This window comes from Isoptericola sp. NPDC056573, assembly GCF_042793335.1.
Taxonomy (GTDB): Bacteria; Actinomycetota; Actinomycetes; order Actinomycetales; family Cellulomonadaceae; genus Isoptericola.
The window spans coordinates 334,799-351,742 of sequence record NZ_JBHTUY010000001.1 but is presented as its reverse complement, the minus strand read 5'-3'; the positions used below and the strand labels follow the sequence as shown (position 1 = coordinate 351,742).

The 16,944-nt window shown below is 75.3% G+C and carries 16 protein-coding genes; 4 read left to right on the top strand and 12 right to left on the bottom strand.

Annotation, left to right across the window (positions count from 1 at the left end; translation table 11 throughout):
• Positions 1-32: 32 nt before the first annotated feature.
• Complete coding sequence (locus tag ACFQ8E_RS01615) at positions 33-1,226, bottom strand: nucleotidyltransferase family protein (RefSeq protein WP_430548814.1); 1,194 nt, start codon at positions 1,224-1,226, stop codon at positions 33-35.
• A gap of 146 nt (positions 1,227-1,372) precedes the next feature.
• Between ACFQ8E_RS01615 and ACFQ8E_RS01610 the strand changes: the two genes are divergently transcribed.
• A complete protein-coding gene (locus ACFQ8E_RS01610) occupies positions 1,373-3,217 on the top strand; it encodes an ABC transporter ATP-binding protein (RefSeq protein ID WP_430548813.1) in 1,845 nt (614 codons plus the stop codon).
• Here the strand turns inward: ACFQ8E_RS01610 and ACFQ8E_RS01605 are convergent.
• The 4 genes from ACFQ8E_RS01605 to ACFQ8E_RS01590 all read right to left on the bottom strand — a co-directional run bounded on the left by ACFQ8E_RS01605 (position 3,196) and on the right by ACFQ8E_RS01590 (position 6,135).
• Positions 3,196-4,254 (bottom strand): hypothetical protein, encoded by a 1,059-nt coding sequence (locus ACFQ8E_RS01605; RefSeq protein ID WP_430548812.1) that lies wholly within the window; start codon positions 4,252-4,254, stop codon positions 3,196-3,198. The genes ACFQ8E_RS01610 and ACFQ8E_RS01605 overlap by 22 nt on opposite strands.
• Positions 4,251-4,700, bottom strand: a complete 450-nt coding sequence (locus ACFQ8E_RS01600) for a lasso peptide biosynthesis B2 protein (protein ID WP_430548811.1) — start codon at positions 4,698-4,700, stop codon at positions 4,251-4,253. Before ACFQ8E_RS01600 ends, ACFQ8E_RS01605 begins: the two co-directional genes overlap by 4 nt.
• Positions 4,697-5,929 (bottom strand): asparagine synthase-related protein, encoded by a 1,233-nt coding sequence (locus ACFQ8E_RS01595; protein ID WP_430548810.1) that lies wholly within the window; start codon positions 5,927-5,929, stop codon positions 4,697-4,699. The genes ACFQ8E_RS01600 and ACFQ8E_RS01595 overlap by 4 nt, the downstream gene beginning before the upstream one ends.
• A gap of 77 nt (positions 5,930-6,006) precedes the next feature.
• Positions 6,007-6,135, bottom strand: a complete 129-nt coding sequence (locus ACFQ8E_RS01590; RefSeq protein ID WP_430548809.1) for a lasso RiPP family leader peptide-containing protein — start codon at positions 6,133-6,135, stop codon at positions 6,007-6,009.
• Between the two features lie 249 nt (positions 6,136-6,384).
• Between ACFQ8E_RS01590 and ACFQ8E_RS01585 the strand changes: the two genes are divergently transcribed.
• A complete protein-coding gene (locus ACFQ8E_RS01585; protein ID WP_430548808.1) occupies positions 6,385-6,642 on the top strand; it encodes a PqqD family protein in 258 nt (85 codons plus the stop codon).
• A 6-nt stretch (positions 6,643-6,648) separates the two neighbouring features.
• On the opposite strand, the gene ACFQ8E_RS01580 is transcribed toward ACFQ8E_RS01585, so the two are convergent.
• A complete protein-coding gene (locus ACFQ8E_RS01580; RefSeq protein ID WP_430548807.1) occupies positions 6,649-7,605 on the bottom strand; it encodes a GDP-mannose 4,6-dehydratase in 957 nt (318 codons plus the stop codon).
• Complete coding sequence (locus tag ACFQ8E_RS01575; RefSeq protein ID WP_430548806.1) at positions 7,602-8,594, bottom strand: GDP-mannose 4,6-dehydratase; 993 nt, start codon at positions 8,592-8,594, stop codon at positions 7,602-7,604. The genes ACFQ8E_RS01580 and ACFQ8E_RS01575 overlap by 4 nt, the downstream gene beginning before the upstream one ends.
• A gap of 226 nt (positions 8,595-8,820) precedes the next feature.
• Here ACFQ8E_RS01575 and ACFQ8E_RS01570 point away from each other — a divergent pair, with 226 nt between their 5' ends.
• Together ACFQ8E_RS01570 and ACFQ8E_RS01565 are read left to right on the top strand one after the other, a co-directional pair.
• Positions 8,821-9,498 carry a hypothetical protein gene (locus tag ACFQ8E_RS01570; protein WP_430548805.1) on the top strand — a complete coding sequence of 226 codons (678 nt, stop codon included), beginning with the start codon at positions 8,821-8,823 and terminating at the stop codon, positions 9,496-9,498.
• Between the two features lie 9 nt (positions 9,499-9,507).
• Complete coding sequence (locus tag ACFQ8E_RS01565) at positions 9,508-10,878, top strand: hypothetical protein (RefSeq protein ID WP_430548804.1); 1,371 nt, start codon at positions 9,508-9,510, stop codon at positions 10,876-10,878.
• Between the two features lie 12 nt (positions 10,879-10,890).
• Here the strand turns inward: ACFQ8E_RS01565 and ACFQ8E_RS01560 are convergent, their stop codons facing one another.
• From ACFQ8E_RS01560 to ACFQ8E_RS01540, 5 genes are read right to left on the bottom strand one after another with little or no spacing between them, the layout of a single operon-like run.
• Positions 10,891-11,973, bottom strand: coding sequence for a glycosyltransferase family 4 protein (locus ACFQ8E_RS01560; protein ID WP_430548803.1), 1,083 nt, complete (start codon positions 11,971-11,973; stop codon positions 10,891-10,893).
• A complete protein-coding gene (locus ACFQ8E_RS01555) occupies positions 11,970-13,031 on the bottom strand; it encodes a glycoside hydrolase family 99-like domain-containing protein (RefSeq protein ID WP_430548802.1) in 1,062 nt (353 codons plus the stop codon). The genes ACFQ8E_RS01560 and ACFQ8E_RS01555 overlap by 4 nt, the downstream gene beginning before the upstream one ends.
• An 11-nt stretch (positions 13,032-13,042) precedes the next feature.
• The gene (locus ACFQ8E_RS01550; protein WP_430548801.1) at positions 13,043-13,993 is read right to left on the bottom strand and encodes a glycosyltransferase family 2 protein; all 951 of its coding nucleotides are present in this window, start codon (positions 13,991-13,993) and stop codon (positions 13,043-13,045) included.
• Entirely contained in the window at positions 13,990-15,201 is a 1,212-nt protein-coding gene (locus ACFQ8E_RS01545) for a polysaccharide pyruvyl transferase family protein (RefSeq protein ID WP_430548800.1), read from the bottom strand. Before ACFQ8E_RS01545 ends, ACFQ8E_RS01550 begins: the two co-directional genes overlap by 4 nt.
• Positions 15,198-16,805, bottom strand: coding sequence for a lipopolysaccharide biosynthesis protein (locus ACFQ8E_RS01540; protein WP_430548799.1), 1,608 nt, complete (start codon positions 16,803-16,805; stop codon positions 15,198-15,200). The genes ACFQ8E_RS01545 and ACFQ8E_RS01540 overlap by 4 nt, the downstream gene beginning before the upstream one ends.
• Positions 16,806-16,944: the final 139 nt, after the last annotated feature.

The window sequence follows — 16,944 nt, the reverse complement described above, 5'->3', positions numbered from 1 at the left end:
GGGCCCGCCGGCCGCGTCGGCCGCCGACCGCCTCAACCACCGGTCGTCCGGAGCAGGTACTCCCGCCGGGCCGATGCGTCAGGGACGTCACGGCGGAGCTCCTTCTCGGCCGCGGCGGGCGACCGCCGGACCTGCTTCTCGATGCTCCTCGTGCGGACGGCGCCCGAAACCAGCGCTCCGGCGGTGGTCACGAGCCGGGGCCGCGCGGCCGAGTACAGCGCACCCCCGCGGTGCGGGTCGCCGGGGAGCCACGGGAAGGGGTTGCGGGCGTCCTGCACCTCGGCGGCCCGCCCGAGCACGCCCGCGCGCCGCACGAGGGGGGCCACGGTTGCGACGACGTCCTCGGGGAGCCCGAGCACCCGTGCCGTGCGCGCGACGACGAGCGCGACGGGCCGCTGGACCCGGCACGCCGAGGCGCGCGCGACGACGTCGGCCAGCGCGCCCCGTTCCGCGCCGGCCGCGAGCAGCGCGTACCGGACGTCCGCGAGCCACACGAGGCGGTTCGCCGCCGCCTGGGCCGCATGGAACGCGAGCAGGAGCACCGTGTCCGCGGGGTCCGGGCACCACAGCGACTGCCCCCCGCCCACGTCGATCCGCCGGCGCCGCGCGATCATCCCGTCCAGGTCGGTGCGGAACCGTGCGCGCAGCGCCGCGGGGACGGCGTAGTCCCAGTGCAGGTCGACGTGGGCCCCCTGGGGCGCACGGATCGCGTACTCGGCGCGCATCTCGGCGAGCAGCAGCGGCCAGTTCCGGTCCACGCCCTTGCACCCGGCGTCCTCGAGCGCGGCGACGGCGTCGGCGAAGGCCCGTCGCGGCACGTACAGGTCCAGGTCGTAGTACTGGCGCAGGTCCGCCGCGGGCCACAGCCCGGCGGCCGCGACCGGCCCCTTGCCCACCAGCCAGGGCACTCCCGCGTCGTCGAGCACCTTGCCCAGCCGGACCGCCTCCGCGACCGTCCCGAGGTGGCGGAGCGCCTGCTGGCGCCGCGCCCGGAGCAGCGCCGGACGCCAGGCGTCGGGGGTGGTCGGCTGGTCGGCCAGCAGCCGGGCCAGCGCGGGCAGCACGCGGTGCTCGGACGCCGCACGGGCGGCGGCGTCGACGTCGACCTCCGCCGCGAGCCGCGCCACCTCGTCGCGACCGGTGCCGGCACCGTCCCCGGGCCGCGACGACGCCACCGACTCCACCAGGAGGCGGGCCACGGGCCGCAGGGACGGACGTCCGGTCACGCCGTCGAGCGTAGGCAGCGACTCGGGCAGCGCCGAGGCCGTCGCCGGGTGAAACAGGCTCCGGGGACAGGGATCACCCTGCCCTCGCACGGGTCCCCGGTGGCACGATGATCGCGGTAGCGGTGGCAGGGACGGGAGGTCTCCGGGTGACCCAAGACTTCGTGGACCCGGTCGACCTGCGCGTCGAGGCCCGGTCCGGTCGCCGCTCCCCCCGTCGCCTCCTCGCCCTGTGCCGGCGGTCGCTGCGGCTCGTCCGCGAGGCCGCACCTCGCCCGTTCGCCGGGTCGGTGGTGCTCCAGGTGGCGGCGGCCCTGCTGCTCGCGGGCCAGGTGTGGTCGGTCAAGATCCTGCTCGACGCCATCCTGGGGACGGCCGACGGCGACGTCCGGCCGACGGCGCTGGTCGGTCCCGTGGCCCTGCTCGCCGTGCTGACGGCGCTCACCGCCCTGACGTCCTCGGTGCAGTCCTCCCTCTCCCGCTACCTCGGCGAGCGCGTCGCCCGGTCGATGTGGCGGCGGGTGCTCGGGGCCGCCACCGCCGTGCCCCTGCGCAGCTTCGAGTCGTCCGCCTTCTACGACCGCCTGCGCCGCGTGCAGGCGAACGCCCTGAGCCGCCCGTACCAGGTGACGCGCGGCATCCTCACCACGCTGGGGTCGGGCGTCTCCGCCGTCGCCGTGGGGGCCACGCTGGTCGGGATCGCCCCGGTCCTGCTCCCCCTGCTGCTGCTCGGCGGCGTCCCGCTGGTCCTGACCAGCCGCCGGGAAAGCCGCCTCGAGTTCGACTTCGACGTCGACCAGACCCCGAACCAGCGCCTGCGCTCCTACCTCACGTACGTGCTCACCGACCGCGACTCCGCCAAGGAGATCCGGGCGTTCGACCTCGGCGGCCCCCTGGGGAGCCGCATGGACGACGCGTACGGGACGTACCTCGGATCCCTCGGCGCCCACCTCCGCCGGCGGACCGTGCTCTCGTCCCTCGGCACCCTGGGCACGGCCGTGGTGCTGGCCGCCACGCTCGGCGTCCTCGTGCTCCTCATCGCCCGGGGCGAGCTGGGCGTGGCCGACGCCGGCGCGGCCATCGTCGCGATCCGCATGCTGCAGGGCCAGATCCAGGCGGTGTTCGCCGGCGTCCAGTCCGTGTTCGAGTCCGGGCTCTTCCTCGACGACGTCGAGGAGTTCCTGCGCACCGGCGAGGCGGCCGGGGTCGAGGCGCAGGGCGACCCGGCCCCCGAGCGGTTCGACGCCGTCGACGTCGACGACGTCTCGTTCACCTACCCCGGCGGTGCCGCCCCCGCGCTCGACGGCGTCTCCCTGCGGGTCGAGGCCGGCCAGGTGGTCGCCGTCGTCGGGGAGAACGGGTCGGGCAAGACCACGTTGGCCAAGGTGCTCGCCGGCCTCTACGAGCCGGACGCCGGGACGGTGCGATGGGACGACGTCGACCAGGCGACGCTCGACCGCCGGAGCCTGCGCTCGCGGGTCGCGGTGATCTTCCAGGACTTCGTCCGGTACGCGCTCCCCGCGGCCGAGAACATCACCGCCGGGAGCCCGCACGACGACGACCGCGTCCGGGCGGCGGCCCGCGCCACCGGCGCCGACCGGGCGCTGGAGGGCCTGCCCGACGGGTACCGCACCGTGCTGTCGCGGCTGTTCCGGGGCGGGCGCGAGCTGTCCGGCGGTCAGTGGCAGCGGGTGGCCCTGGCCCGGGCCTACTACCGCGACGCGCCGCTGGTCGTGCTGGACGAGCCGTCGTCCGCGCTCGACGCGCGGGCGGAGCACGAGCTCTTCGCGTCCCTGCGCGACGTGCTCGCCGGGCGGACCGCCGTGTTCATCTCGCACCGCTTCTCGACGGTGCGCTCCGCCGACCGGATCTACGTCATGGACGCGGGGCGGGTGGTCGAGGCGGGCGACCACGCGAGCCTCATGGCGCTCGGCGGGCTGTACGCCGAGCTGTTCACGATCCAGGCCGCGGCCTACACCGAGCCCACGGCCTGAGCGCCGGCCGGCACCAGCGTCTCCGCACCCGGCAGCGCACCCGACAGCACCGTCCCGATCAGCTCCTCGACGACCGCGGGCCGGAACGGCGGGCCCCACGGCACCCGTGCGAGCAGCACCGGCACCCGGGCGGTGAGCCGCACGAGGTCGGCGAAGTGCCGCGCGGTGACGGCGTGGTCGCGCCATTCCGACAGCCGGGGGAACCGCAGGAGCGTGAGCGCCGCCTCCCGGGGGAGCAGCCGCTGCACGCGCAGCTCGTCGTGCGTGCGGTCCGGGAACGGGATCACGAGGGCGGCGAGCGGGCCGGGCGCCGGACGCCCGCCCCCCTCGACGACACGGTCGGCCAGGTGCAGCGCGCGCCGCGCGTCCCCGCTGGTGCGCACCGGCGCGCCCGCGGCCTCGAGCTCGTCGGCGAGCGTCGCCGCGCCGTCGCGCAGCCGCACCTCGGCGGCCCCGCGCCGCGGCACGACGGCCCCGTCAGCGGAGCCCACCCGGTCCAGGACCAGGACGTCGTCCGTCACGAGCGTCCCGCCGGCGCGGCACAGCAGGGTCGCCATCGTCGACTTGCCCATGCCGGACCGCCCGACGAAGCCGATCGTCGCCGAGCCGCCGTCCCGGGCGAGGTCCACCGCGCTCCCGTGCAGCACGAGGTCTCCCCGCCAGGTCAGCACGAAGGCCAGGAACGCGCCCGCCAGGAGCACCGCCGCGACACCCTCGTCGCCGTCGGGCGCGAGACGCCAGGTGGCGTGCGCCCCGCCGGGGGCGAGCTCCACGTCGAGCACCCCGTCGAAGCGCAGCACCACCCGGCCGTCGTCGAGCCGCACCGCGCGGTACCAGCACTGCCCGTCGCGCACGTGCTCGAGCACGGTCCGGCCCGCCAGCGGCGCCTGCTCCCCCCTCCCCGGACCGCGCCGCACCACCAGGTCCGGCGTGCGCCCGGTCGGCGCGTCGCGGCCGGCGCGGTCGAGGTGCAGGTCCACGTCGCTGTCGACCAGCAGCCCGTAGACGTCGTGTCGGTAGGTCGCGCGGGAGGTCATGCGGGCACGGCTCCTTCGCCGAGGGAGAGGGGCAGGAAGTCGGCCGAGCCGTCGGGGTCGAGGTTGACCCCGTCGACCACGAGCCAGGCGTGGGCCGAGACGACGCCGTCGTGCTTGGCCACGCCGACGACGAGCCGCGGGTCGCGCCCGCGCAGCACGTGCCCGGCGCACAGCGCACGACGCAGGCAGGTGGAACCGAACGGGGAGAGCCGCAGCACGCGGCCCACGGCACGCAGCCGGCGCGCCTCCGCCGCGGTGAGGCGCAGCGCCGCCACGGGAGCGGCGGACGCCTCCTGCGCGCTCGCGAGGGGAGCGCCCATCACGCGGGCCGTCCGGGGCAGCCGCGTCGTGCGCAGCAGGGCCTCCACCACGACGACGGTGCCCGCCGCGCCCAGCGCGACGGGGACCCGGCCGAACCACCGCGCGGCGGAGGGGACGCGGATCATCGGGGCTCCCCCCGGGCGAGCCAGGCCTGGTGCAGCAGCAGGCCCGTGACCCCGGGCGGGCGTTCCCCCAGCCAGAGGTCGCGGAGCAGGCGCACGTCCACGAGGCCGTCGTCGACCCCGCTGCCGTCCCAGCCCGCGGCGAAGTCGCGCTCGTCGTCCCCGAAGCGGCTGCCGTTGAACGACGCCTTGGACCGCCGCGACAGGACGGCGTCCGGCAGCAGGTCCGCGAACAGGAACCGCATCGTGTCGGTGCGGCCCCGGAAGCCCCACGACCCGCCGTCGTGCGCGAGGGCGCGGACGAAGCGAGGGTGCTGGAGCGGGTGGTGCCAGCGGACGCCGCGGTCGGCCGCGAGCGCCTGCACGTTGCGCGCCAGCACCTGGGGCACCCGCTGCCCCGTCATCGCGGCGGTGGCCCGGTCGTACCGCCACGGGGTGCGGGTCATCCCGGCGACGTGGCGGCGCAGGGCCGCGCGGGCCGGGGGCCGCAGCCAGGGCGGGACGCCGATCCACGGGTTGTGCGAGGCGAGCGGGCCGAGCGGGAGCGCGGGGCCGCCGATCGTGCCGGCCAGCTCGCGCAGGTGCCGGAGCCCCTGCGGGCGACCGTGCGCGCGCGCCACGGTCCAGGGCGTCACCCGGCGGGCGCCCAGCACCTCGTCCCCGCCCTCGCCGCTGAGCAGCCGGGTGCCGCTGCCCAGGCTCTCCACGAGCAGGTTGGCGTGGGCCGCGGCGGGCCAGACGAGGCCGTGCCGGGCGAGCGAGGAGCGGGCGCGGGCGCCCAGGAGGCGTTCCTCGTCGGTGACGGGGACGGTGACGAGCCGGTCGGCCAGGTCGAGGTGGTCGAGCACGGCGTGCTGCCACGACGACTCGTCGGCCTCGTGCAGGCCCGGGTAGACGAGGGTCACCGGCACGGGCAGCGGCAGGCCGTCGCGCCGCGCCACGTGTGCCGCGACCGCGAGCACCGCCGACGAGTCCCGCCCTCCGGAGAACGAGACGACGGCGGGTCCGGCACGCAGCGCGTCCGCCACGAGCGACTCGAGCACCGCTCGGGCACCCCCGCGGCCGTGGGCCGCGGCGGGCTCGGGCGCTGCGTCGCGGCGCCCCGGGCCGAGCGGCATCCCGACGGCGACCTCGACCGGTCCCAGCCGCTCCAGGCCGTCCCCGGGCTCCCGGTGCACCGGCACGGCGTCGTGCTCGGCGTCCTGCGTAGCGTCACCTGCGGTCGTGCGCACCAGCGTCCCCCTCCCGTCGGCCGGACACGGAACGCAGGGGTGCGGGGACGCGACCTCGTGCCCCCGCACCCCCACGGTCAGGACGTCTTGCTCGGCTCCTCACCCCAGGTGAAGAACAGGAAACGGTCGTCGTTCCCGTCCAGTCCCTGGGCGAGCGTGAGGTCGCGGACGCTGCCGGCCTCGGTGATGCGCGGTGCCTCGTACATCAGAGGTTCCCCTCTCTCTGTGTTCCTGCAGGACGGGCTCAACGTCGCGCCGCGCGCGAGGCCCGGTCAAGCGTGCCGAAGAGATATCACCCACGATCTCCTGCCCTTTCATCCGGTAGCGGATGAGAAGCGGGTGAAAGGCACCGCATTCCCGGCGGGACACATATTCGACGCCCTATCCTTTTTTCGTCCGACGGCACCGTCGGGGGTGAGACGACCGGGTTTCGTACCCGCGGCGAAAGGCATGAGATGCGGCTTCGCGAGGACGGCGTCACCTGGCAGGAGATCGACGGCGAGCTGGTCATCCTGGACCTCGACTCGTCGACGTACCTCACGACGAACAGCTCCGGCGCGTTCACCGCGAAGCTCTTGCAGGAGGACCGCACCACCGGCGACCTCGCGGACGCGCTCGCCGTCGAGTACGACCTCCCCGCCGACGTCGCGCGGCGCGACGCCGAGGCCTTCGTGGACGCGCTCCGCGACCGCGGCCTGCTCGTCGAGGAGTGAGCGCGGTCAGGCCGTGAGCAGGGCGAGGTCGTGCCGCACCATGCGGTCGACGATCTCCTCGAACGCGAGCGTGCCGCCCCATCCCAGCACCGTCCGGGCCCGGTGGGCGTCCCCCACCTGCTCCGTCGGGTCGGCAGGGCGCACGAACCGCGGGTCGACCGTGACGTGGGGCTCCCAGTCGTCGACGCCGGCCGCGGCGAACGCGGCGGCCACGAAGTCGGCCACGGAACGAGTCGTCCCGGACGCCACGACGAAGTCGTCCGCGACCGGGTGCCGGACCGACCGCACCATCGCGTCGACGTAGTCGGGCGCCCAGCCCCAGTCGCGTCGCGCGTCGAGGTTGCCGAGCGCCAGGGTGCCGGAGCCGCGGTGTGCGATCCGGGCCGCGGCGGCGGTGATCTTGCGGGTCACGAACGTCTCCGGGCGGCGCGGCGACTCGTGGTTGTAGAGCACGCACGTCGACACGCCGAGCCCTTGGAGCCGGAACACCGCGGCCATCTGGTGGGCGTACGCCTTGGCGGCGCCGTAGGGCGACGACGGCCGCACCGTCGTGCCCTCGTCCTGCGGCGCACGGTCGGGCGTGCCGAAGATCTCCGCGCTCGAGGCCTGGAGCACCCGGACGGGCCGCCCCGTGTCCTCCTGGAGGCGCCACGCCGCGTCGTAGAGGGCCACCGCGCCGAGCCCCGACACGGCGCCCGTCTCGACGGGGTGCCGCCACGAGTACGCGACCGAGCTGATCCCGCCCAGGTTGTAGATCTCGTCCGGACCCGTGCGGCGCACGAGCTCCGCGAGCCCCTCGGCGTCGCGCAGGTCGCCCTGGTGGAGACGGACCCCGGCGGGCAGCCCGACGGTGCGCTCGCCGGCGCGGACCAGCCCGTGCACCTCGGCCCCCTCGGCGGCGAGCCGCTCGGCGAGGTACGACCCGTCCTGGCCCGCGACACCGGTGACGAGGGCGACCGTCACGGGCGCATCCCGGCCAGCTCCGCCTGCTCGTCCAGGTCGTTCTCGACCATCATCGCGACCAGCCGCTCGAAGTCGACGCGCGGCTCCCAGCCCAGCACGTCACGGGCCTTGGACGGGTCCCCGATGAGGAGGTCGACCTCCGCCGGCCGCATGAAGCGCGGGTCCTGCGTGACGTAGCCCGACCAGTCCTCGACGCCCACGCACCCGAAGGCCGCGTCGAGCAGGTCGCGGATGGAGTGGGTCCGGCCGGTCGCGACCACGTAGTCGTCCGCCTGCGGCTGCTGGAGCATCCGCCACATCGCGTCGACGTAGTCGCCGGCGAACCCCCAGTCGCGGCGGGCGTCGAGGTTGCCCAGGGTGAGCGAGTCCTGCAGGCCGAGCTTGATCCGCGCCACCGCCTGCGACACCTTGCGAGTGACGAACTCCGGCCCCCGGCGCGGCGACTCGTGGTTGAACAGGATGCCGCTGGAGGCGTGCAGCCCGTACGACTCGCGGTAGTTGATCGTCATGTAGTGCCCGAACACCTTCGCGACGCCGTAGGGCGACCGGGGCCACAGGAGGGTCGACTCGCGCTGCGGCACCTCCTGCACCTTGCCGAACATCTCCGAGCTCGACGCCTGGTAGAACCGCACGGCGGCGGGGTCGTCGCCCGCGTGCAGCCGCACCGCCTCGAGCATGTTGAGCACGCCCTTGCCGGTCACCTCGCTGGTGAGCGTCGCGTTCTCCCACGAGTAGGCGACGTAGGAGATCGCGCCGAGGTTGTAGACCTCGTCGGGCCGCGCCGCGTCCAGCGCCCGCAGCAGCGACGACAGGTCGGTCAGGTCGCCGGTCACGAGCCGCACGTCCGGCACGGTGCGCCGCACGAGGTCGAGCTTCGGGTTGTTCTGCCCGCGGATCAGACCCCAGACCTCATAGCCTTTCGAGAGCAAGAGCTCGGAAAGGTACAGACCGTCCTGACCGGTGATACCGGTAATCAGTGCTCGAGGCATTTTGCTCACCGTTCCTGTGCGCCGAGTCAGCACCGTCCCCCGGCGGCACTCCCCATTTCGGGACGCCACCACGCTAGCCACGAAATGCCACCGTCCGGCCCTCTCGGTCGGGTGAACCGCGGTCCCCGGCGGGGTGAAAGTGCGGACCTCGGAAGACCATTCACGCCAAAGTTCATCCGCACCGGTCTCTCGACGGGAGAGTGTCCGACCGAGAACCATCGGGAGCATGTCGTGGCCCGCGCTCGCCGGACGCCGGGAGCATGCCCGGCGCGCCGCCGTCCTGGCGGCGTGCTTCGTCGGGCTGTACGCGGCCGCCGTCGTGACGCCGTGGGGGCAGCTGGCCGACGACCACCTCCTGGGGCTGACGACCAGCGCCGGGCTGCTCACCCGCCCGGTGGCGGACGCCCTGCGCACCGGGCTCGTCGTCGCCGCCGCGGGCGTCGCGGTCGTCGTCGGCGTGGTCGCGGTCGTCCGGGGCCGCTGGTGGTCGGCGGTCACGTGCGCCGCGGTCACCCTGCTCTCGACCGCCCTGAGCGTCGCGCTCCGCGACGTCGTCCTGCTCCGGCCCCTGCACGACCCGGACTACGGGTACCTGTACAACACGTACCCGAGCACGCACGTCACCGTGACCGCCGCGCTGGCCGTCTCGATCGTCGTGCTGTGGCCCTACCGCACGGCGCACGGGCGCGTGGTGGTCCGCGAGACCGTGCTGGGGGCCGTCGTCGTCGCGTGCCTGGTGAACGTGCTGACGTTCGCCCACCGGCCGGCCGACGTGCTCGGCTCGCTCCTGCTCGTCGGGTGCGTGACGTCCGTCGCGGGCGCGGTCGACCCCCGGCTGGTTTCACCCCGGACGGAGGCCAAGTTCACCCCGGTCGCGGGCCTGCGCGGACACGGTCCGACATAGCGTCGCCGTATGACCCTCCGCCGCCGCGCCGCACGGATCTTCGCCCCCGCCCTCGTCCTGACGGCGAGCTCGTTCTCCCCCGCGGCGGCCGACGGCGGCGAGGGTCCCGGGCGCACCCCCTCGCAGGCCGTGACCTGGACGTGCACCGGCGAGCCGTGCCCCTGGGGTGCGCGCACCTCGGGCCACGCCGCCGTGTGGCCGCAGGGCGGCGTCTCGTCCCGGTACGGCTACACCACGTCGGCGGCGGTCTACCTGCCCGACGACGTCGCCGAGGGCGCGACGATCACCGTCCTCGAGGGGTCCGCGGGCGTGTGGGCGGGCCGGCTCGACAGCCCCCACCGGTCGCTCGCCGGCCTGTCCGCCGGCGACTCGTTCACGGTCGGCGACCTCCCCGACGGCGAGGTGCTCTCCCTGCAGAACGACGACGCGGCGTTCGCCTACACGTTCACGCCCGCGGGCGGGACGCCGCCCGACCCGGACCCGACACCCACGCCCAGCCCCACGCCGACACCCACGCCGACGCCGACACCCACGCCCGACACCGGTGCCGCGTCCGCGCCCGTCACGTGGAGGTGCACCGGAGACCCGTGCCCGTGGGGCCCGTCCACGTCGGGCAACGCCGTCGCCTGGCCCGAGACGTCCGGCGCGATCACCGCGCGCCACGGGTACACGACGTCCGAGGCCGTCTACCTGCCCGCCGCGTCGGCCAACGGGGACACCCTCGCCGTCATCACCGGCACCGCGACCCTGTTCGCCGGGACGCCCACCGGCCCGCACCGCAGCATCGCGCGCCTGTCGGCCGGCGAGGAGTACACCGTCACGGGTCTGCCGTCGGACCAGGTGCTGTCCGTGCAGAACGACGACGCGGCGTTCACGTACGTGCACACCCCGGGCGACGTGACTCCCCCGGACCCCGAGCCCACCCCGACGCCCACCCCGACGCCGACCGTCCCGGCGGACGCCGTCGTGCTGGAGTCGACGCTCGCGCTCTGGCACTGCGACGCGTACGCGACGTGCGCGGACGACGGCTGGTCGCCGTGGGTGGGCGGCGCCGTCGCCTGGCCGGAGTGGGCGGCCCACGCCACGAACTCGCGCGAGGGCTCGAACTCCCGCACCGTGCGCGACCTCGACGGCGAGACCATCCACCCCTACATGGGCACGTGGGCCGACGGCTGCCGGATCCAGGTCCTCGAGGGCGAGGTGCTCGTCATCGAGTGGCGGCGCGGCACGGACACGTGGCGGCCCACGTACCTGTCCCCCGGCGACGTCCACACGATCGAGCTGGTCGGGGACGAGGACGGCGCGATGATCGAGACGCCCGACACGCCCACGACGTTCACCGTCGCGCTGACCGACTGCACGCCGCAGCCCGTGTCCTGACGGGCGGGCGCGTCAGGCTGCGCGGTACAGCGCCTCGTAGCGGTCGACGACGGACTCCAGCGTGAACTCCCGCACGCGCCGGAGCGCCGCGCGCGCGAGGGCGTCCCGGCGGGCGTCGTCGGTGAGGAGGTCCGCGAGCGCGGCGCCGACGTCCTCCAGGGGCGCCACGACCGCGGTGCGGCCGCCGTCGGTCACGTACAGCGCACCGGGGTTGGGCGTGCTGACCACGGGGAGCCCGGACGCCATCGCCTCGACGTACGGGATGCCGAAGCCCTCGTAGTCGCTCGGCAGGCAGAACGCCCACGCCTGCTGGAAGGCGAGCGCCAGCTCGTCGTCGGACAGCCGGCCCAGCGCGCGGACGCCGGGCCCGGCGTCGTCGGGCACGTCCCGGCTGACCATCCAGAGCTCGGCGTCGGGGTGCTTCGGCAGCACCGTCTCCTGGAACTGCCGGGCCAGCTCCGCGCCCCGCTTGCGGCCGTGCCAGTAGCCGACGAAGAGCACCACGGGGTGGTCCGCCCGCTGCCCGGCGTCGGGCCGGAACCGGCCCACGTCCGTGCCGCAGGGCACGACGTCGCGCACCCACGGGTACCAGCGGCGCGTCTCGGGCGAGATGACGACGGTGTGGTCGGCGACGAGGGACGCGAGCACCTCGGACAGCCCGAGGAGCACCATCCGCGCCTTCTCCTTGGCGCCCTCGATGGTGCGGGCCTCCTCGAAGCACGACCCGGCGAGCGTGCGCACGTGCCGGGGCACGCGGCGGCGCCACAGCCAGTAGTCGTCGCCCCAGGCGTGCAGCACGTCGAAGGACGAGAGGTCCAGGCGGCGCAGCGCGAGCGCGAACCGGAACGTGCGCAGCGAGCCCGTCATCCGCAGGTGCCGGTGCCCGTACACGGCCCCGTCGACCGGCGGGCAGTCGCTGAGGACCGTGACGTCGTGACCGCGCCGCGCGAGCTCGGTCGCGAGCTCGTGCACCTGGTAGCCGATGCCCTGCTTGCTGGTGCTGGGCAGGTAGTAGGAGACGATCGCGATGCGGAGCGGTCGCGCGGGGCCCGGCGGCGTGCCCGGCGGCGTGCCCGGCGGCGTGCCCGGGGTCATCGCAGGCCGTCCCGCAGCGCCTCGAGCCAGCCGCGGCCGTGCCGGAGGTCGGGCTCGAGGTGGTTGCCCTCCGCCCACTCGTTCCACGACTTGACCCACAGCAGGCGCTCGTCGGCGGGACGGTGCGCGATCGACGCCACCGCCTGCCGCACGTTCTCGCCGAACTTCTCCGGCGTCGCACCGTGCAGCACGACGCCCCCGCGGCCGGAGCGCGGCGTGTTGTCCCAGTTGGGGTAGACGCACGGCTGGACCAGGTCGCCGGTGCGGTTCTGCCCGGCCCAGTCCGTCGAGTAGGGGAAGACCTCGGGCCCGCCCGCCAGCCGCCGCAGGGCGCGCATCCGCAGCAGCTCCGCCCGCGACGCCCCGGCCGGCATCCGCATGTACACCCCGGCGTCGAACCCGTCCTCCTTGACCCGGTCGTACCGGGGACCGCCGCCGAGCAGGTCGCTCATCTCCGCCACGAGGTAGAGGCCCTCGAGCCCGGCCTTCCGTGCCAGGCCCTGCCACAGGTCGACGAAGTCCGCGGCGTCGGGCAGCTCCTCGGGCCGGAAGACGTAGAAGACGGGCCGCCCGCCCACGCGCAGGTAGCGCGGGTCGCGGAACGCGGGCAGCACGGCCTCGAAGTGGGCGGTGTAGTCCTCGACGCCCGGGTAGTGCTGCTGCACCAGGATGCGGTCGGCCTCGCCGTGCCAGATGCCGCTCCACGTCTGGTTCGCCCACGCCAGGCAGAACGACACGTCGGGCGCGCCGGAGGCCAGCACCTCGGCGAACGGGCGTTCCAGGATGCGCCGCCCGTGGCCGAACCAGTAGTGCCAGTACGCGAACGCCTCCACCCCGTACTGCGCGGCCAGCTCCGACTGCGCGGCCCGCGCCTCGGGCAGGCGCAGGTCGTAGAACCCGAGGTCGGCGGGCACCAGCGGCTGCCGGTGCCCCGGGTACAGGCGGCGCGCCCGCGCCACGTTGGTCCACTCCGTGAACCCCGGACCCCACCACGCGTCGTTCTCCGGGACGGGATGGAACTGCGGCAGGTAGAACGCGACCGCTCGTGCTTCCGCCATCTGGACCTCCTTCACCGGCCGACCGCCGGACCAGCCTTCGAGACCTCACGGGCGGCCCGCCGCCACGGGACCAGCCCGAGGTCGGAGGGCAGGCGGACGACGTCGCCCGCGATCGTGCGGGCGCCGGGGACGGTCCACCACCGCAGGACGACGGCCGCGCTCCGCGCCTTCTCCCGCACCGTCAGGGGCGACCGCGCGACGATGCCGAGCAGCATCGGCGTGGACCGCGAGTACGGGAACGCCGTCCGTGGCCGGGACGGGTCGACCCAGGCCATCTCGGAGTCCCGGGAGCCTCCGTGCCGGTCCGCGTGCGACCGGATCGACAGGAGCGGCTCGCCGGGCACCAGCACCAGCCTGCCGCGCAGCGCGAGCGCGGACGGGAAGAGCATCTCGCCGGCCGGCGAGACGACCACTCCCCCGGCGGCCCGCGCCACGGCCGTGTCCATGATCCCGAACTGCGTCTGCGTCACGACGCGCGCGAGCAGGACCCGGAGGCGCTCGTGGGGCGCGGGCCCGTCCAGCCGCAGGTCCGCGTCCGCGTGCTGCCCGACCACCGCCCCGTCCGCGTCGACGAGGCGGACGCGCGGGTAGGCGAGGACGGACGCCGGAGGGGCGTCGGCGAGGACGGCGAAGGAGCGCTCCACGAGCCGGGGGTCGCACAGGTCGTCGTGGTAGGCCCACTTGAACCACGGGCTCCGGCACCGGGCCAGGAGGAAGTTCGAGTTCACCGCCCCGCCGACGTTCGTCTCGTGCCGGTGGTAGGCGAACCGGTGGTCCCGCGACACCCACTCCCGCGCGATCTCCTCGGTGGCGTCCGTGGACGCGTTGTCGGCGACGTCCACCTCGAAGTCGCCGTCGGTCTGCTCCGCGACGGACCGCAGGGCGTGGTCGAGGTAGAGCTCCCCGTTGTACACCGGGACCCCGATCGTCAGCCGCGGCGCCGCGCCGGACCTGCCGGTCATGCGAACACCCCCTTCGCCACGAGCCGGGCGAGGACCTCGTCGTAGCCGGCCCGGGTCCGCCGGTGCGCGTCGACCGCCCAGGCGTCCAGGTCGCGCGCCAGCGCCTCGCGCTTGTCGAGCAGGGCGTCGAGCGACTCGAGGAGCTCGTCGGCCCGGAACGCGTGGGCGTCGACCCGGTACGGGCCGACCCCCGCGTCGTCCGACAGCACCCGGACCTTGTCCGCGTGCTCGACCGTCACGAACGGCACCCGGAGCAGCGCCGCGGCGACGAGGACGTGGAACCGGCTGCCGACCACGGCCCTGACCCCGGCGACGTCGTCCGACAGCTCGTCGAAGTCGCGCGGGACGCGGACCTCGACGCCCGGCCGCGACCGGTCCGTCGCGACGGCGTCGACGACGCGACGCGCCACGGGGACGTCCGCCGCGTCGGAGACGACGACGCGCACCGGCACCCCCCGGTCGAGGAGGGTCCCGACGACGCGGGCCGTCTCGTGCTCGTACCGCTGCCGCTCGGCCGCGGTCGCGTGCGCCTCGCCGGTGGCGGACGGCACGTCGAGGACGCTCACCACGACGACGTCCCCGGCGGCGTCCGCTCCGGCGTGCTGCGCCGCCCGCGGCGCGTCGGCCCGCGCCGTCACGATGTCGTCCATGAGCACGTCGCGCGAGGTGTCGGTGCCGCACGCACGGACCGCCTCGAGCGTCAGGGGGTCGCGGTAGGAGCGGACCGTCGCCGTCGCGGCCGCGGCGCGGACGGCCGCCCGGGTGGTCCGGCGCGTGTACCGGCTCCCGCCGACCGCCACCCACGCGAACGGCGTCCTCGTCAGCCGGCACGCCACGCCGGTGAGCAGGAGCGAGAGGATCTGCCCTCCCGGCGGCCCTCCCCGGCCCACCTCGAGGGCACCGGTGCCGGGGACGAGGACCGCGTCGAACCGGCCGACGAGCCGCACGAGGTGCGCCAGGTCGAGGAACACCCGGAGGCCCTTGGCCGGGGCCGAGGCGTGCAGCGGGCCGCGGTACGTCCAGGAGGCGCGCGAGCCGAGCGACGGGCGCCCCAGCACCGCCCGCGCCGTGCCCGGCTCCCGGCCCACCAGCGTCACCTCGACGCCCGGGTCCCGCTCCTCGAGCAGCCGGATCACCTGGGCCACCGAGGCGTCGTTGCCGACGTTGGCGATGCCCGCCTCGCCCAGCAGCACGACCCGCGCGGTCACGGTGCCCCCACCCCGGGGACGGCGTCGACCGGCGTCGTCTCCCGAGCCGGGCCCTGGTGCTCGACGTCGCGGCCGGTCGTCACGAGCCGGAGCGGCACGCGGAGGATCCCCCGCACCCGCCCGGGCAGCGACCGCTGCACGGCCTCGGCGTCCTGCGGCGTCAGACCGCGGCGCGTCAGCCGCATCACCCCGACCACGAGGCCGAGCCCGACGACGCCCGCCAGGACGGCCGACGGCACGGGGGGCAGGCCGAGCCGTCCCGTGCCCCACCAGGCGGCGAGGCAGGCGAGCACGCCGAGGAAGTACGGCGCGACGTCACCCAGGGCCCGCCACGTCCCGGTGCCCACCGCCCGCACCTCGGTGGCGAGCAGGAGCGTGACGAGGACGAGCGCCGAGCCGAGGTTGCTGATCACCGCGCCCCAGACGCCGAGGGGCGGGATGAGGAGCACCATGAGCCCGACGCTCACGGCCAGGGACGTCAGGTTCAGCCAGAGCAGCCACATGCCCTTGAGCCGGGCGGCGACGAACGCCTTGATCGGCTCCGCGATCACCAGGAGCCCGCCCGCGATCCCCAGGGCGAGCAGCACCTCCGGGACGTCGGCGAACTCCTCGCCGTAGATCAGCGGGACCACGAAGGCGAAGGCCGGCATCGCCGCGGCGACGATCGCCGCCATGACCGTCGACGACGCCCGCAGCGTCCTGCCGAGCGCGCGCCCGACGGCGTCGACGTCCACCTCACGCAGCCCGGAGATCGCCGGCACCAGCGGGCCGACGAGCGACTGCGCGGGGGCGAAGAGGTGGGACGCCAGCCCGATGGCGAGCGCGAACACCCCCGCGGCGTGGATCTCCGACATCCACGTGAGCACGAGCACCTCGCTGCGGGACAGCACGAACGCCGCCACCATGCTGGCGGCCCCGGCCGGGAGCGCGAACTTCCAGAAGCCCGGCGGGAACCCGCGCAGACGCGGTCGCAGCATGGCGCGCCGGTACGTCCGGGAGACGTAGCCGAGGAAGAGCAGCGTGCCCAGCCCGCCGGCCACGAGGCGCACCACCCAGATCGAGTCCGCCGTGCCCACCGTGGCCGCGGCGACCACGACCAGCACCTGGGTGAGCAGGTTGACGATCATCGCGGCCTGCGCGTTCTGGGCGGTCTTGCTCTCGATGCCCAGCGCCTCGCCGGCGCCGCCGAGCACGCACGGGAGGACGACCCCGAACGCGATGGCGACCGCCATCAGCCCCGGGTCGACGTCGACCATCACGAGCACGGCCACCGCGATCAGGGGCATCCCGACGACCGTGCGGTACCCCTTGGACGCGCTGAGGAGACGGGTGACCTCCGCGGACCGCCCGGCCGCGTGCGCCTTGGAGCCGAACTGGACGACGCCGCTCACCACGCCGAGGTCCACGACGGTGCCGACCAGCAGCATCACGGTGCCCAGGTACGCGAGCCTGCCGTAGTCGACCACGCCCAGCGTGCGGGCGATGACGATGTTGACCGCGAACGCGAGCGGCAGGGACACGGCGACGTGGACGAGGGTCCAGAGCGCACCCTGGATCGCCTTGTCCTGGAGCTCGCCGCGCGAGAGCCCGTCGGTGTTCGTCACAGTCGACATCGTGGTCGCCCGACGGCGCGGTTCCGAGGGGTCCGGGCAGTTTTCAGCCGCGGCGGCACGGGTTTCACCCGGGGCCGGCGGGCCGCCGCCGCCGCGCCCGTGCCTAGCCTGGCGGGCAGCACCGCACCCG

Excerpts from the sequence above, each read along its gene's own strand:
- ACFQ8E_RS01605 (WP_430548812.1), bottom strand. The coding sequence starts at position 4,254 with ATGACCTCCCGCGCGACCTACCGACACGACGTCTACGGGCTGCTGGTC.
- ACFQ8E_RS01600 (WP_430548811.1), bottom strand. The coding sequence starts at position 4,700 with ATGATCCGCGTCCCCTCCGCCGCGCGGTGGTTCGGCCGGGTCCCCGTC.
- ACFQ8E_RS01590 (WP_430548809.1), bottom strand. The coding sequence starts at position 6,135 with ATGTACGAGGCACCGCGCATCACCGAGGCCGGCAGCGTCCGCGACCTC.
- ACFQ8E_RS01585 (WP_430548808.1), top strand. The coding sequence starts at position 6,385 with ATGCGGCTTCGCGAGGACGGCGTCACCTGGCAGGAGATCGACGGCGAG.
- ACFQ8E_RS01575 (WP_430548806.1), bottom strand. The coding sequence starts at position 8,594 with ATGCCTCGAGCACTGATTACCGGTATCACCGGTCAGGACGGTCTGTAC.
- ACFQ8E_RS01570 (WP_430548805.1), top strand. The coding sequence starts at position 8,821 with ATGTCGTGGCCCGCGCTCGCCGGACGCCGGGAGCATGCCCGGCGCGCC.
- ACFQ8E_RS01565 (WP_430548804.1), top strand. The coding sequence starts at position 9,508 with ATGACCCTCCGCCGCCGCGCCGCACGGATCTTCGCCCCCGCCCTCGTC.
- ACFQ8E_RS01560 (WP_430548803.1), bottom strand. The coding sequence starts at position 11,973 with ATGACCCCGGGCACGCCGCCGGGCACGCCGCCGGGCACGCCGCCGGGC.
- ACFQ8E_RS01555 (WP_430548802.1), bottom strand. The coding sequence starts at position 13,031 with ATGGCGGAAGCACGAGCGGTCGCGTTCTACCTGCCGCAGTTCCATCCC.
- ACFQ8E_RS01550 (WP_430548801.1), bottom strand. The coding sequence starts at position 13,993 with ATGACCGGCAGGTCCGGCGCGGCGCCGCGGCTGACGATCGGGGTCCCG.